At 41.3% G+C, this 14,671-nt stretch carries 16 protein-coding genes; 13 read left to right on the forward strand and 3 right to left on the reverse strand.

Features of this window, described 5'->3' with window-relative positions; translation table 11 throughout:
• The first annotated feature begins 16 nt into the window (after positions 1–16).
• Both CVD23_RS05085 and CVD23_RS05090 read left to right on the forward strand, forming a co-directional pair.
• The gene (locus CVD23_RS05085; RefSeq protein ID WP_101665377.1) at positions 17–1,153 is read left to right on the forward strand and encodes a sensor histidine kinase; all 1,137 of its coding nucleotides are present in this window, start codon (positions 17–19) and stop codon (positions 1,151–1,153) included.
• The gene (locus tag CVD23_RS05090) at positions 1,150–1,749 is read left to right on the forward strand and encodes a response regulator transcription factor (RefSeq protein ID WP_101665378.1); all 600 of its coding nucleotides are present in this window, start codon (positions 1,150–1,152) and stop codon (positions 1,747–1,749) included. The genes CVD23_RS05085 and CVD23_RS05090 overlap by 4 nt, the downstream gene beginning before the upstream one ends.
• A 388-nt stretch (positions 1,750–2,137) precedes the next feature.
• On the opposite strand, the gene CVD23_RS05095 is transcribed toward CVD23_RS05090, so the two are convergent.
• The gene (locus CVD23_RS05095; protein WP_180955542.1) at positions 2,138–2,521 is read right to left on the reverse strand and encodes a carboxymuconolactone decarboxylase family protein; all 384 of its coding nucleotides are present in this window, start codon (positions 2,519–2,521) and stop codon (positions 2,138–2,140) included.
• Positions 2,522–2,649: 128 nt separating this feature from the next.
• On the opposite strand from CVD23_RS05095, the gene CVD23_RS05100 reads away from it, so the two are divergent.
• The 6 genes from CVD23_RS05100 (at position 2,650) to CVD23_RS05125 (ending at position 8,384) form a co-directional block, all read left to right on the forward strand.
• Positions 2,650–3,021 carry a MerR family transcriptional regulator gene (locus CVD23_RS05100; RefSeq protein ID WP_101576369.1) on the forward strand — a complete coding sequence of 124 codons (372 nt, stop codon included), beginning with the start codon at positions 2,650–2,652 and terminating at the stop codon, positions 3,019–3,021.
• A 205-nt stretch (positions 3,022–3,226) separates the two neighbouring features.
• Complete coding sequence (locus CVD23_RS05105; RefSeq protein WP_101665379.1) at positions 3,227–4,501, forward strand: phosphodiester glycosidase family protein; 1,275 nt, start codon at positions 3,227–3,229, stop codon at positions 4,499–4,501.
• Positions 4,502–4,528: 27 nt separating this feature from the next.
• The gene (locus CVD23_RS05110) at positions 4,529–6,643 is read left to right on the forward strand and encodes a metallophosphoesterase (RefSeq protein WP_101665380.1); all 2,115 of its coding nucleotides are present in this window, start codon (positions 4,529–4,531) and stop codon (positions 6,641–6,643) included.
• A gap of 405 nt (positions 6,644–7,048) precedes the next feature.
• Positions 7,049–7,393 carry a cupin domain-containing protein gene (locus tag CVD23_RS05115; protein WP_245917354.1) on the forward strand — a complete coding sequence of 115 codons (345 nt, stop codon included), beginning with the start codon at positions 7,049–7,051 and terminating at the stop codon, positions 7,391–7,393.
• Positions 7,394–7,439: 46 nt separating this feature from the next.
• Positions 7,440–7,895: a DUF523 domain-containing protein gene (locus CVD23_RS05120; protein ID WP_101665381.1), complete on the forward strand. Its 456-nt coding sequence runs from the start codon at positions 7,440–7,442 to the stop codon at positions 7,893–7,895.
• A 48-nt stretch (positions 7,896–7,943) separates the two neighbouring features.
• Positions 7,944–8,384 carry an NUDIX domain-containing protein gene (locus tag CVD23_RS05125; protein ID WP_101665382.1) on the forward strand — a complete coding sequence of 147 codons (441 nt, stop codon included), beginning with the start codon at positions 7,944–7,946 and terminating at the stop codon, positions 8,382–8,384.
• Between the two features lie 106 nt (positions 8,385–8,490).
• Here CVD23_RS05125 and CVD23_RS05130 read toward each other — a convergent pair whose 3' ends face one another.
• On the reverse strand, positions 8,491–8,829 hold the full coding sequence (locus CVD23_RS05130) for a MerR family transcriptional regulator (RefSeq protein WP_219619909.1): 339 nt from the start codon (positions 8,827–8,829) through the stop codon (positions 8,491–8,493).
• Between CVD23_RS05130 and CVD23_RS05135 the strand changes: the two genes are divergently transcribed.
• The 4 genes from CVD23_RS05135 (at position 8,822) to CVD23_RS05150 (ending at position 11,403) form a co-directional block, all read left to right on the forward strand.
• On the forward strand, positions 8,822–9,034 hold the full coding sequence (locus CVD23_RS05135; RefSeq protein ID WP_101665383.1) for a hypothetical protein: 213 nt from the start codon (positions 8,822–8,824) through the stop codon (positions 9,032–9,034). The genes CVD23_RS05130 and CVD23_RS05135 overlap by 8 nt on opposite strands.
• A gap of 220 nt (positions 9,035–9,254) precedes the next feature.
• A complete protein-coding gene (locus CVD23_RS05140) occupies positions 9,255–10,145 on the forward strand; it encodes a DMT family transporter (protein WP_101576363.1) in 891 nt (296 codons plus the stop codon).
• 261 nt (positions 10,146–10,406) lie between these two features.
• A complete protein-coding gene (locus tag CVD23_RS05145; protein ID WP_101576362.1) occupies positions 10,407–10,778 on the forward strand; it encodes a hypothetical protein in 372 nt (123 codons plus the stop codon).
• Positions 10,771–11,403: a Fic/DOC family protein gene (locus CVD23_RS05150; RefSeq protein ID WP_101576361.1), complete on the forward strand. Its 633-nt coding sequence runs from the start codon at positions 10,771–10,773 to the stop codon at positions 11,401–11,403. Before CVD23_RS05145 ends, CVD23_RS05150 begins: the two co-directional genes overlap by 8 nt.
• A gap of 158 nt (positions 11,404–11,561) precedes the next feature.
• Here the strand turns inward: CVD23_RS05150 and CVD23_RS05155 are convergent, their stop codons facing one another.
• Positions 11,562–12,974, reverse strand: a complete 1,413-nt coding sequence (locus tag CVD23_RS05155; protein ID WP_101576360.1) for a LysM peptidoglycan-binding domain-containing protein — start codon at positions 12,972–12,974, stop codon at positions 11,562–11,564.
• 291 nt (positions 12,975–13,265) lie between these two features.
• Here CVD23_RS05155 and CVD23_RS05160 point away from each other — a divergent pair, with 291 nt between their 5' ends.
• Entirely contained in the window at positions 13,266–14,657 is a 1,392-nt protein-coding gene (locus tag CVD23_RS05160; protein ID WP_101576359.1) for an alkaline phosphatase, read from the forward strand.
• Positions 14,658–14,671: the final 14 nt, after the last annotated feature.

A 14,671-nucleotide genomic window follows, 5' to 3' on the forward strand; every position in this document is an offset into this window, starting at 1 on the left:
AAAAGTAGGTTCAGTCATGAAAAATAAGTATAAGATCTTCCAAAAAACCAATGGCATTTCCCCTTATTTTTGGGCCGTTCTTAGCATATTGCCGTTTTATTTTATTTTCCAATCATCGTCGACGACCGAAATTATTGTTGGGATTTTGTTGACGATTTTATTCTTTATCACCTTTCGCATTGCTTTTATTTCGAAGGGATGGTCCGTTTATTTATGGTCATGTATCTTGATCGGTATTTCCGTTTCATCAACATACCTTTTTAATTATGTCTATTTTTCTTTTTACATTGCGTATTTTATAGGCAATATAAAAACGCGTGGGGCTTTTATCGCGATCTACATTATCCATTTAGTCAGCTATACCGTTGCGATAAACTCTAAATTTGTCCTGCAGGAGCAGTTGTTTGTACAGCAATTGCCATTTGTGATTATCATTTGGATTAGTGTGATCCTTCTCCCATTCAGTCTTTATAATCGAAAAGAGCGGGGACAGCTTGAAGAAAAACTTGAAGATGCCAATAAACGGATTGCCGAATTAGGAAAAATTGAAGAGCGGCAGCGAATTGCCCGTGACCTTCATGATACGCTGGGACAAAGGCTCTCACTGATTGGCCTTAAGAGCGATTTGGCGCGCAAGCTAATTCATAAAGACCCTGAACAAGCCCGGAATGAATTAAAGGACATTCAACAAACCGCCAGAACGGCGTTGAATGAAGTAAGGAAGATGGTCTCGGAAATGCGCGGTATAAGATTGAATGAGGAAATAACCCGCGTCAAACAAATACTAAAAGCAGCGCAAATTAATATTGTATGCGAAGAAGATTTCGCGCTTACGAATGTTTCGCTGCTGACTGAGAATATGTTAAGCATGTGTTTGAAAGAAGCAATCAACAATGTTGTTAAACATAGCGGCGCTTCAAATTGTTATATTTCGATTGAACAATCATTAAATGAGATCGTTATGAAAGTGCGGGATGATGGCATTGGCGATATGAGCGAAGCGGCCTTTTCAAAAGGGTATGGGCTGATTGGCATGAGAGAAAGATTGGAATTTGTAAATGGAAGCCTTGAAATTTTCACACAGGACGGAACAACTCTAATCATAAAGGTACCAAATGTTGTTAAGCAGGTAGAAAAGGAGGAGCTTGGATGATTCAAATTGTCATTGCCGAAGATCAGCGCATGGTATTGGGCGCTTTAGGATCGTTACTTAATTTGGAAGATGATATGGAAGTGGTCGGCAAGGCCGGTAATGGAAAAGAAGCCCTGACTCTTGTGCAGCAATACGAACCGGATGTCTGCATTATGGATATTGAAATGCCAGAAATGAGCGGGCTTGAGGCAGCTGAACAGCTAAAAGGAACAGGCGTCAAAGTGATCATTCTTACAACATTTGCCCGCACTGGCTATTTCCAACGGGCGTTGAAAGCGGGGGTTAGCGCCTATTTATTAAAAGACAGCCCGAGCGAGGAATTGGCGAGCTCAATCCGCAGTGTGATGGCTGGAAGGCGCGTTTATGCCCCGGAGCTGATGGATGATGTATATAGTGAGGAAAACCCTCTTACCGAGCGGGAGAAGGAAGTTCTCGAACTCGTCGCAGATGGGAAAAATACGAAAGAAATCGCTGATCAGCTCAGCATTAAAGCAGGAACCGTCCGAAACTATATTTCAACGATTTTAGAAAAACTGGAAGTAACGAATCGAATCGAAGCCATTTCGCAGTCAAAAGAAAAGGGCTGGTTTAAATAAATTTGCGATGGCTGATCCGCATGTGCTTTCCTGTTTCGCGGATATATTAATTTTTTCGCGGATAAAATGCTCACTTTCGCGGATATATAGATTTTTTCGCGGATAAACGGTCCAAAACCGCGGATAAAAAGTATAAAACCGCGGATAAAATAATTTGCGAAACAGGGAGACCCCCGTGGAAGGACAATCAAACGTTCATTGTCCACCATGAAAAAACATCTTCACTGAATGCGGACATACGAAACATTATTTGTTGAAAAACTGCGGAATAAAATAGGAAATTATTGCGTTTAAATCATTAAAGCGCACAAAGCTCATCACCTAAAATGGCAATGAGCTTCTTTTAGATTCATCTTTGCTTCGAAGTAAATGATTTTGAGAAAAAAAGCTAAATTCCTAAATTACGCTCCTCAAAAATTTGTTTTGCGACAAAGATTGCATTGAGCACTCGTGGAAATCCAGTATAAGGAGCACAGTGCATAATCGCTTCTACTATCGCATCAGGCGAAAGGCCAACATTGAGTGCAGCATTGATATGGACATTAAGTTGTGGTTCGCAGCCGCCCTGGGTAGTGAGTGATGCGATTGTAACCAGTTGACGTTGTTGCACATCCAGTCCTTCCCGTGAATAAATATCGCCAAAGGCAAATTCAACAACATATTGACCAAGATCAGGAGCAATATCTTTTAGTGAATCTATTACACGTTTTCCCCCTTCCCCGTCTATTTCCATAAGCTTCTGCCAACCACGCTCATAACGTTCATTAATCATTTCTTTTTCCTCCTCGCAGTAAAAATCCTGGGTATAACGGCGCCCCTCTATTTGTCCAGCACCAATTCATGATTAATGCTACACTTTAGAGTGCACTCTAAAGCAATACTTTTGTTATAATGATAGACATGGAAAAATCATTTACGATTCAGCAAGTTTCAATGATCACCGGGCTAAGTGGACATACGTTACGGTATTATGAAAAAATTGGGCTGCTTAAGGGAGTAGATCGAAATGAACATGGATATCGCCAGTATTCGGAAACTGATATATCGTGGATTCATTTTTTAATCCGTTTGCGAATCACAGGGATGACAGTTAACGACATGAAAAGTTTTTCCGACCTGCGAAGTCAGGGAGAATCTACAATAACGGCAAGACGAGAATTGTTGGAGCTCCATCAAAGAAAAGTTTTGGATGAAATGAAAGCACTGGCGGAAAACCTTGAGAAGATAGAAGAAAAGATCGGGCATTACAAGAAACTGGAGGGACAAAATTAAAGCTGAGGAAAACTATGAAATGTTAAAAAGGAGTCAATCACGTAATTCATTCGGGATTGAAGCCTTTTTTCTTTTTTTACTTATGAATGGGTATTATGGACTGTTTTTGTAATACTGAAAATATTTACATGAAATTCATTGCAGATTAAAAAATAGTTGCTAGTTTAATAGAGAAAGATGATCTCATTATACTAGGAGGAGTACTGTGTCTAAACTGCGATTTTTATTCATTTTGGGTCTTGTTATCTCATTAATGGCGGGTACTGTATCACCGACTCTGGCGAATTCAGCTAAAAATGCTGAATGGTCCCCTGTTCTTGACAAGCGCCCTGCGCAATCTTCAAAACGAGATGAACCGCAAACAGTTATTGAAAACCCGGACAGTACAACGCTTGTAACAAATAAGCATACAGAACGTATCGGAACGGGTGTTGAAATAACAACCTTTGAACGGTTTGATGCTCGCGGTTGGATCAATGGAGAAATGTTGAAAGTAGATCTGGGGAACAAAGCTGTAACCGCAGATCTTCTTCAACCGGGTGTAGTATCAAAAGCTGAGCGTTTATCGGAAACAGCCAGGCGCAATGGTGCAATAGCCGGCGTTAATGGTGACTTTTTTGATATTAACGGTACGAAAGCCCCGCTTGGTGCAGAAATTCAGAGTGGAAATCTCGTAAAAGGACCGGAACCAGGATGGCAGCAGGCAGCTGGAATCAATGCTGACGGAATTGGGCAGCTTGCACAAATTTTCCTCGAAGGTGTCATCACTTTTCATGGGAACGAGCATCCCCTCGCGTCATTAAACCAAAGCAGCATCCCGGCAAATGGTATTGGCCTGTATTCTTCGCTTTGGGGAGAAGCTTCCAGAAGCGGAGCAGTAAGCAATAGCGGGTCAGTACATGAAGTAATTGTTGAAAACGGTAAAGTGATTGACAGCCATGATCATATTGGGAGCGGCAAAATCACTGAAAACTCTTTTGTATTGGTAGGCCGTGAATCAGGCGCATCCATCTTAAAGCAGCTTAAATCAGGGGACGAGATATCGGTTCAATATTCTCCAAAGGTTCCAAATGGGAAACCATTCGAATTTGCGATTGGCGGAAATCCGATTCTTGTTAAAGAGGGACAAGTTCAATCCCTGGATGATAAAGTAACAGCTCCTCGTACGGCAGTAGGATACTCTGCTGACGGAAAACAGATGTATTTAGTAACAGTTGATGGCCGTCAAGCAAGCAGCCGTGGTATGACTCTGCGCGAAATGGGCGCACTTATGAAGGAGTTCGGAGCACATCATGCCCTTAATTTAGATGGTGGCGGCTCCACAACCATGGTGGCGCGGACTCCCGGCAAAGACGATGCGGAAGTGGTCAATAGTCCTTCTGACGGAACGGAACGGGCAGTACCTAATGGAATTGGTATCTTTACAGCGAAGGGCAATGGCATCTTGACAGGCTTTAAAGTGTTTACGCAATCAAACTAGGAAAATTCCAATCGTGTATTTCCCGGATTGACGCGGAATTTTTCTGCTGCTGGTTTCGATAATGCTTACGATCCTGTTGAAACTGGACAAATAAAGTGGGATACCAAACCCGGTTCCGTTGGAAAGTTTGAAAAAGACGGGATTTTCCGTGCCAAAAAGCCAGGTAAAGCGGATGTAGAAGCTCAAGCCACAGGCATAAAAGGAACAAGTCCAGTTTATGTGCTAAGTGAACTGGAACGAATAGAAGCAAATATTCCAAGACTTGGACTTGCAAAAGGGGCGACTGGCCAATTTTCGATCATTGGATATGACAAAAATGGCTACTCAGCACCTATTGAACCTCAAGATGTTAGCCTGGATTACGACCAATCAATCATTGATATTCAAATGACGGCGGAAGGCACGTTTTCCGTCAGTACAAAGGTTAATGAAGGATCGACTCTAGTGACACTTACAGTAAATGAAAAAAAGGCATATCTTCCTGTCACAGTCGGATTAAAAACAGAGTACGTCTCGAAAATGGAAGATTTGTCAGAATGGCGCTTTTCCTCCGCCCGCGGAACGGGAACGATTGAAAAAGGGGAGGGCTTAAGCGGGAGCGGAATCAAAGTTAATTTTGACTTTGCGAAATCAACGGGAACGCGGACGGCTAATATTCATCCGGTTAAACCGATTATCCTTCCGGGTGAGCCGCAATCGATCAGTATGTGGGTCAAAGGTGACGGAAAAGGGGAATGGATGTCATTTACGACGCGCGGCGCTGATGGAAGCAATCATTACCTTTACGGCCCGTATGTCACATGGACAGGTTGGAAACAAATTGAAATTCCAGTGCCTGCAGGTGTTTCTTATCCGCTTGAGTTAAGAACGATTGGCGCCATTGAAACAAACAAGGCGAAACAATACACCGGTCAGCTCGTCTATGATGATTTGGCAGTCAAAGTGAGTCCGACTGTTGAGGTGCCAGTAGTGTCGAAAAAAGCGGATCCTCTTGTGCTGCAAAACGCAAATCTTGCGGAGGATCGCTGGAAGTTTGCTGTGATGGCTGACAGCCAATTTGTCGGGAAGTCACCCGACAGTCAGCAAGTACGGCTCGCCAAGGAAAGTTTACAGGAAATAATTAAGGAAAAACCTGAATTTTTAATCATTGGCGGTGACCTCGTTGATACTGCCTACCCTGAGGACTTTGCGCTTGCTAAGAGGATATTGGAAGAAGAAGTCGGCGATCAGCTGCCAATTTATTATGTTCCCGGAAATCATGAAATAATGGGTACTGGCAATTTGGACAACTTTTTGCAAACTTTTAAAGAAAATAGGTTCACTTTTGAACATAAGGGTACGCAATTTGTTCTCCTGGATTCAGCAACCGGAAGCTTCCGTACCTCCGATTTCAACCAATTAATAGAATTAAAAAGAACATTGGAGACTGCAGCGAGTGATCCAAATATTAAGAATCTCGTCGTTTTCGGGCATCATCCAACCCGGGATCCACTATCGACGAAAAACAGTCAATTAACAGACCGAAAAGAAGCAGAACTAATTGAAACATGGTTGACGAAATTTAGAGAAGATTCGAATGGAAAAGGGGCTCTTTATATATCCGGACACGCCCATAATGTAAATGTCGAACGAGTGGACGGAGTTCCTTACATGGTTGTTGGCCCTGCTGGAAAAGCACCATACGGTTCGGCTGATGACGGTGGTTTTTATGCATGGACAATGTTTGGCATCGACCCGACACCTGTTCCTTCAAAAGCAAGAGGACCGGAAAAATCGAGTGAACAGAGTCCGATTCATGACACAGAATGGGTACGCGCCAAGGTAAATCCACTGCTTGAAGGTGTAACAATGGAGGCGCCAGAATCGGTTACGACCGGTGAGACAGTCGAAGTAAAGGCTACCGGACATCAAGCAGGAAGCTTGAATTTTCCGCTCCGATACCCGGCAAGTGTCAATTGGACCGGAAGCGAAAATGTCTTTATTGGTACAGGTGAAGCCCTGATTAAGGCCAAAGAATCAAAGAAATACATTGCTGTTTTTGACACTGCAACCGGACAACTGACTGGATTGGGAAAAGGCCAGATTATATTAAAGGTAGAAGCAAATGGCGTAATAGCCGAAAAATCGATTACTATTTCCTAATTAAAGGGGGGCAGGCTCATGAAAAACTGAGTTGCCCCCTTTTAAAGTGTATTCCCGTGTTCATAAATTAATTGGCATCAAAAAGATTGTATGAACCAACTCTCCAGATATATCATCAAGTTCGACTGTTTTATCATCAACTTTGCAGATATATCATCAAGTTCGACCGTTTTATCGTCAACTTTCAGATATATCATCAAGTTCGACCGTTTTATCGTCAACTTTGCAGATATATCGTCAAGTTCGGCCAATTTATCATCAACTTTTCAGACATATCGTCAACTTCGCCATTTTTGGGCCTTATCTCTGCCATTTTATTATGCTAACTTATAAAGAGAGAGTAATACATAGTTATATGATCTAAGTCGTTATGCTTATGAATATATGACACAAGGAGAAAAGAAAGTGGACAAAAAAGGGCAATTAAAAGTTTTGAATCTATTGGATTTGGTCAAAGACCAACGTGATTATGCGAATTTCATTGTCAGTGAAATAAATGATCACGCTCTGAGAATTGCAGTAATTGACGGAGAATATCACTGGCATAAACATGAAGACTGCGATGAATTATTCTATGTTTTAGAAGGTGAACTTTTTATAGATCTAGAAGGCGGTGAGACAGTTTCATTGAAGCCCGGCGAAATGTTCACTGTTCCAGCCAATAAAATGCATCGTACCCGATCCAATGAACGCACAGTTAACTTGTGCTTTGAGAAAACAAGCAATAACATCACCGGAAGCAGCAAATAGTACTGTTTTTCGAAAAAATTACAGCTATTTAAAGGAGTTATAACAGATGATTCTTGTCAGTTCTTGTCTTGCAGGTTTGAAATGCCGTTACAATGGGACCGACAGTCTTGAAAAGAAGATTCAGGAATTGGTCGACCAGGATAAAGCAGTGATGGTTTGCCCTGAACTTTTAGGAGGCTTTTCAACTCCGAGGGAGCCGGCAGAGATTATTGGTGGAACGGGAAAAGAAGTGTTAGCTGGTACAGCAAGGGTTGTTGAGAGATCGGGCGAAGATGTGACAGATCTTTATATTAAAGGGGCCTATCAAACTTTAGAATTAGCAAAAAAGTTAAATGCGACTTACATCGTTTTAAAAGAATTCAGCCCTTCCTGCGGATCGCAAATAATCTATGATGGCAGCTTCCGGAACAAGAAAACTTCCGGTAAAGGTGTTACCACAGCATTGCTTAAACAGGAAGGATTTAAAGTGATTTCAGAACGTGAACTTTTAGATGTATGTTAAATGAATGCATGCGAAATTGGGGTTTTGATATGAACGGAGGAATTTGCCATGGAACGAATTGATGAAATTCACCCGGGAATTGCTGTTATTATTTTGGATGAAGAGAATCGGGTTTTGTTGCAAAAACGTGCTGATGTAGGGCTTTGGGGGATTCCGTCCGGACATGTGGAGCCAGGTGAAACAGTAACTGAAGCTGCTGTGCGGGAAGTCCAGGAAGAAACCAACTTACAAATCAGCATCAAAAAATTAATTGGCGTTTATTCTGACCCTGCTTCTCAAGTATTTCAATATACAGATGGAAAAAACGTCCATTTTGTGACCACCTGTTTTCTCGCTGAGATTGTCGGTGGTAAACTGCAGTGTAATTCTCCAGAATCTTTGGCTGTGCAGTTTTTTCATAAAGATGCTTTGCCAGCCGATTTAATAAAAATGCATCCTCGTTGGCTCGATGACGCACTTGCTAATGTAGAATCTTCATTCATTCGTTAAGTCTTTCACAAGTCGATTTTCCCATTGTTAATTCCCGGAGCATATTTAAGACATAAAAAAGGCCGATCACCGTGCAATGACGGGGATCGGCTTTTCTTTTATTAAATTAGTCAGTATCGGTTTGATTAGAAGCAGTGTTCGCTAGCTTAAGGAATACATCATTAATATTTTTCATGCGGTCTTCGACTTTTTTGGCTGCCGCATCAAGAGTGTATCCTTCTTCAATTAATTCCTGGATTAAGAGGATTTTTTTTATGTTTAAGTAATTATATCTCCGGGTTGTTCCTTCGCCTTCATTTTCAGACTCAATAAGTCCTTTTTTCCCCAGTAGCGGATTTTTCGCGATACAAGGGTTAGTCGCAGCAACGTTTGCTCCAGCTGCGTTAGTATACGTAGTGGAAATGTTCCCGGTTGAAAGGAGAGTAACGGTACCAACATTGATCACGCTTGTTGGCCAATTGGGTGGGCAGGCACGCGGAATTGCTGTCACACTTTACACGTTTATTTTATTTATCGGTGCAACTCTGGGGCCGATCATTGCCGTTTCCTTATTAAAAACAGGCAGCTATCTTTTAACATTTGAATCACTGGCATTACTCCTTGGTATCGGGCTCCTTGTATCACTTGCGATTAGACCTGAAAAGGTTTGAGAGGAAAGTATTTGATAAAAAAATCAGTAATGATGTTATAAGCATGAGTAATACAGTAACTAATATCAAAGCCGGGAGGAGCAGCCTCATCCCGGCTTTGATAAGACAGCATAAAGATTCATTTCACCATTGTTAATGATAATATTTATGTAGCGTAAACTATTTCTTAATCTATTATTATTTGTGTGTGAGTGAATTTTTCGTAAAGGGGAGCCTAACCATGATGTTAGAACAAATTAAGAGGGTACCTAATTTAAAACCTGAGTTGAAAAATAGTTTAATACCAGTATTATTTGTTCTATTATGGAGCAGCGGAGCAATATTCGTTGAACTTGGTTTGCATGATTCAACCCCTTTCGCTTTTGTATCACTTCGTTTTGTTTTATCGATGCTGATCATGTGGCTAATCTGTTTATTGATAAAATCTCCCATCCCAAAAAGTTTTGCGGAATGGCGAAATATATTGATTACGGGCTTGTTTTTACAAGCGGGATACCAGGTCTTTTTCTTTCTGGCGCTAGCGTACGAAGTTTCCCCGGGAATCTTATCTATCATACTTGGGGCACAGCCAATTTTAACTACTATTGCAACCAGGCAAAAAACAAGTTTCGGCAAATGGGCAGGGTTAATATTGGGGATAGCTGGCTTGGTTTTAGTTGTCGGTGATAGTATTTTCGCCGGAACTCTTTCAGTTTTAGGAATAAGCAGTACGCTTCTATCGCTTGCTTTTATTACTGCCGGGACCATTTTGCAGAAGCGCGTCACAGTAAGCATGCCAACTAATTTGGCGATTCAATATACAGGAGGATCCGTCGTATTACTCCTGTTAACGCCGATTTTCGAGTCGTCGTCCGTCAACTGGACAATAACGTTCTGGATTGCCCTTGCATGGATGGTGTTGGTTATCTCAATCGGTGCTTCGATGCTCCTGTTCTATTTGATTCGGATCGGCAATCTTACAAATGTAACAAGTTTACTGTATTGTGTACCGCCAGTAACTGCTTTGCTGGATTACTTCATCTTTGGACATACGCTGAGCATCATCGCTATTTTAGGTATGCTGCTGATTATCGCGGGGCTAATTTTGATAAATAGAAAAGGGCTAACCTAGATGTTAATTTGAAATGCGCGTTCTTATATTTTTAATAGAGCGAGAATAGAAGATTTTTTATCATATTTTGGCGAAATTTCGGTATTGAATTAAAATCTACACAAAATAAATATCGCTGCTCTGCCACCAGCAACAGTTTTGTAAACAAGGGTTTTATGTCGGTTTCTGAATTTTTTTGCGAAAAATGTTATAATACAAATAACAATTTATGACTGACATTCCATTGAAAGAACTAAATAATAGTTGGGAACGTTGAATTTTATGCCTGCAAATGGATTTGAGTTAAAAACTCCTGTTGCGAATGTTAAAGTGCGAAAGACAAAAGGGTTATTAAACAAAAGGAACAAAAGAGTTAGTCAGACATTCACCAGAAACAAGGTAATGTTAAATGAGATCAAGACTATTAACAGGAATTCTCAGAACGGACAAATAAATAAGAAGGGGGGCAATGATCCGTTGTCAAATAGACCTGTTTTTGATATAGAATACGGGATGAGACAGGTAAAAGGTACATTATCAATTGAAGGATTTAATTTAGAACAGAGAGAAGAAGAATTAATAAAGGCGAAAGTTTTAGGGATCCTCTCAGAAGAAGAATTTCTAAGAAAGGTTCTAGAACTTGCAAATGAGTGATCCATATCTATATCCTGGAACAGCAATTCTAAAAAATAAGTTGAATATTAGAGAACTAGATAAACTCAATAACGTAGAACGTATCCTTACTGGACGCAGACTCTTAGAACTTATGGAAAAACCTATTACAGGCAATTTCGATTTAGGTCATTTACAAGCCATTCACAAGCATATATTTCAAGATCTTTTCGATTGGGATGGTCAAATTAGAACTGTTGATATATCCAAAGGTAATTTTTTTGCACGGCATAGTGTAATAAGTACGTATTTTAAAGAGAGCGTGACGGCTCCCTTAAGGGCAGAAGGTTATTTGAAAAACGAAAAGAATAAAGAACAATTGTCAGTTAGATTAGCATACTATTTCGATCATGTAAATGCAGCTCATCCATTTAGGGAAGGAAACGGACGAACGCAACGAGAGTTTTTCAGAACTCTGGCTCTGATGAATGGATTCAAATTGGAATGGACAGTAGTGAGTGAAGAAGAGATGATACAAGGCTCCATTAAATCGCTAGTTCATTGTGATTTAATCGAAATTGAAAAATTAATGCTAAAAGCAATTCAAAATGATACTCCTGATATGCATTTAATTCATTATTATAAGTCATTAAAGTCGAGAAACTGAAAAGCTGGTTCAATTTTCTGGGAAATACTAATTGAATCAGCTTTTGTTATTTGATGGAGTAAAGTCTTAGCGTTAAGTTGTGAACCTTGATTGCGAAATTAAATTGGCTTGGAAGGACTTCTGTTCCACTAATTCGGAGCGTGAAGCTCATTTTGTCCCTACCGTAATTTCCGGATCGTAAAATTGTCTTCAAGAAGCAGCCAATTTTGCGGGAACGGATAGCCAAGTACCCAGTAGCTGATTCCGGGCAAGCGATAGTCTTTGACTGTATCAAATTTTGCCTGGGCGCTGCGGGCATCCTCGAACCAGACTTCGTGGCCGCGGCCCTGGGCGTCGGTGTAGCGGAAAAATGGTGACTGAGCGACAGGATCGTATTGAATGGTGGCTCCGTATTGAATCGCTCGACGGACGGCTTCCTGCGGGCTGAAGGTTTCTGCTTCTTGTCCCTGGACATGAGGAAGAACCCAGTCGCGCGCGTAAATTTGAAAGCCAAAGAAAATCTTGTTTCTTGGAATGACGGACACAGCATAATCGAGAACCCGCTTTATTTGGTTGAGCGGCGAAATCGCCTGTGGCGGCCCCAACCTGTAGCCCCATTCATAAGTCATCAATATCACAAAATCAACGATTCGGCCATGTGCAGGATAATCATGTGCTTCATACAACAAGCCTTGTTGTTCACCGCTCGTTTTTGGAGCAACCGCTGTTGAAACAAGGTATCCTTCAGGATGCAGGCGGTCAACCGTACGCTGTAAAAATTGATTGTATAACTCACGGTCAGCCGGATAAACGTTTTCAAAATCAACGTTTAGTGCCCGGTATCCTTTTTCTCTCATTATGTTTAAAATATTGGTTAATAAACGGTCCTGGATTTCGGTGTTTGATAGGATGGTGTGCGCGAGCCGGGATCCCGGATCTGTCGCCGTGAAGTTGGTGATGCAGAGCATCGGAACAACCCGTTCAGCCACAGCAGCCTGAATAATCGGCACATCATTAATGGCATCCAATCCGCCGTCTTCCCGCATTCTATAAGCAAAAGGCGTCCAATAAGTTAAATATCGGCCTACCTCGCGAACTTCCCTGGCTCCTGTTTCTCCTGTATTGATCGTATAAGCGTTGACGTCAATGACAGGCTTTCTAAAAGGGATCGTTAAAACAGTTCCAGGGAATATCGCATTCGGATCTTGAATTTGATTTGCCCTGATGATCTCTTGAACCGTCGTCCCATATCGCTGTGCAATTTGCCATAAGGTTTCTCCGCGTTGGACAGTATGTGTTCTTGCCGGTATGACTAACACCATTCCCGGGCTGATTCGTGAGGGATCACTAATCCGGTTTGCCTGGACAATCGCCTGAACCGTCGTTCCGTATCTTTGCGCGATCATCCACAATGTCTCACCGGACCGGACCACATGCGACCGGTAAGCAACAGGAATGACAAGCGCGAGCCCGACCACCAATCTGTCCGGATTTTCCAACTGATTTGCTGATACAATTTGACTAATCGCGACACCATACCGCCGGGAAATCGCCCACAATGTTTCCCCCCGTTGTACCACATGAATAACCATTAGCTTTCCCCCCTTAAAATAGATCTCTCTCCCCCACTATATTCCTGGAGATAGGATAATATAATATATAGCGGTCGCTGATGGCGAAAACTTTCGATAAAAAAGAGTAAAGCCGGTAGGCAGAAACCGCTGATAAAATTAGAGTTAATCTTCCAATCGTTTTCGAAATATATGTCATTAAGACTTAATGCATTATTAACATAAATTTACGTTATCTTAAATAATGATTAACACAATGGCAGTATAGTTATAACTGTTGGTTTTATTAATTTAATTAGGGGGGTTTTATAATTGTTTAAAGGCAAATTCACAAAAAAGATTCTCCCGATTGCTGTTCTTTCTACAGTGGCAATTGGAAGCTTAATCGGAACAGTTTCTCATACAGATGTACAAGCTGATGGAAATTATAACAGGGCAAAAGCCAAAAACGTTATTTTCCTGATCGGGGACGGGATGGGAGTATCTTATACTTCTGCTCACCGCTATTTAAAAGATGATCCAAATACACCTGTTGCCGAAAAAACAGAATTTGATAAATACCTTGTAGGGCAGCAAATGACTTATCCTGAAGACCACGCTCAAAACGTAACTGATTCCGCTTCGGCAGCGACTGCGATGTCAGCCGGTGTCAAAACTTACAATGCAGCGATCGCGGTTGATAACGACAAATCTGAAGTGAAAACAGTGTTGGAAGCAGCAAAAGAAACAGGTAAGGCAACAGGTCTTGTTGCTACGTCCGAAATTACCCATGCAACACCTGCATCATTCGGTGCTCACGATGAAAATCGTAAAAATATGAATGCTATTGCCGACGACTATTATAATGAATTAGTTAATGGGAAACATAAAATAGATGTTCTCCTTGGCGGCGGCACTTCAAACTTTGTACGTCCTGACCGTAATCTGACTGAAGAATTCAAAAAAGACGGCTTCAGCTATGTTACCAACAAAGAGCAGCTTTTAGCAGATAAAAACGCACAAATTCTCGGATTATTTGCTCCTGGCGGCCTTCCAAAAATGATTGACCGTACAGAAGAAATACCATCACTTGAAGATATGACGAAATCAGCAATTGATCGCTTAAGCAAAGATAAAGACGGTTTCTTCTTAATGATCGAAGGAAGCCAGATTGACTGGGCAGGGCATGACAATGATATCGTTAGTGCCATGAGTGAAATGGAGGACTTTGAAAAAGCTTATAAAGCAGCAATTGAGTTTGCGAAAAAGGACAAGAACACTTTAGTTGTGGCAACTGCTGACCATTCAACTGGCGGTTATTCCATTGGTGCAGATGGAATTTATAACTGGTTCGGCGAACCGATAAGAGCTGCGAAAAAAACACCTGATTTTATGGCGACCGAAATTGCTAATGGTGCCGATGTAGAGCAAACACTGAAAACTCATATCGACCAAAATCTAGTAGCATTAACACCAGAAGAAATTCAATCTGTAAAAGATGCTGCAGCGACTAAGAAAGTTATTCCTATTGACGATGCCATCGAAAAAATCTTTAACAAACGTTCTCATACAGGCTGGACAACTGGCGGGCATACTGGTGAAGACGTTCCGGTTTATGCATTTGGTCCATACAAAGAGCGTTTTGCAGGGCAAGTCGATAACACAGACCATGCGAAAATTATCTTTGACATCTTAGGAAATAAAAATAAACATCACGATGATTAAGCCGAATACGATAA

It is taken from the genome of Bacillus sp. V33-4 (assembly GCF_002860225.1).
GTDB lineage: Bacteria > Bacillota > Bacilli > Bacillales > Cytobacillaceae > Bacillus_BJ > Bacillus_BJ canaveralius.

Bases quoted from the DNA above. Each gene is read 5' to 3' on its own strand.
- CVD23_RS05085 (WP_101665377.1), top strand. From the start codon at position 17: ATGAAAAATAAGTATAAGATCTTCCAAAAAACCAATGGCATTTCCCCT.
- CVD23_RS05090 (WP_101665378.1), top strand. From the start codon at position 1,150: ATGATTCAAATTGTCATTGCCGAAGATCAGCGCATGGTATTGGGCGCT.
- CVD23_RS05095 (WP_180955542.1), bottom strand. From the start codon at position 2,521: ATGATTAATGAACGTTATGAGCGTGGTTGGCAGAAGCTTATGGAAATA.
- CVD23_RS05100 (WP_101576369.1), top strand. From the start codon at position 2,650: ATGGAAAAATCATTTACGATTCAGCAAGTTTCAATGATCACCGGGCTA.
- CVD23_RS05120 (WP_101665381.1), top strand. From the start codon at position 7,440: ATGATTCTTGTCAGTTCTTGTCTTGCAGGTTTGAAATGCCGTTACAAT.
- CVD23_RS05125 (WP_101665382.1), top strand. From the start codon at position 7,944: ATGGAACGAATTGATGAAATTCACCCGGGAATTGCTGTTATTATTTTG.
- CVD23_RS05140 (WP_101576363.1), top strand. From the start codon at position 9,255: ATGATGTTAGAACAAATTAAGAGGGTACCTAATTTAAAACCTGAGTTG.
- CVD23_RS05145 (WP_101576362.1), top strand. From the start codon at position 10,407: ATGCCTGCAAATGGATTTGAGTTAAAAACTCCTGTTGCGAATGTTAAA.
- CVD23_RS05150 (WP_101576361.1), top strand. From the start codon at position 10,771: ATGAGTGATCCATATCTATATCCTGGAACAGCAATTCTAAAAAATAAG.
- CVD23_RS05155 (WP_101576360.1), bottom strand. From the start codon at position 12,974: ATGGTTATTCATGTGGTACAACGGGGGGAAACATTGTGGGCGATTTCC.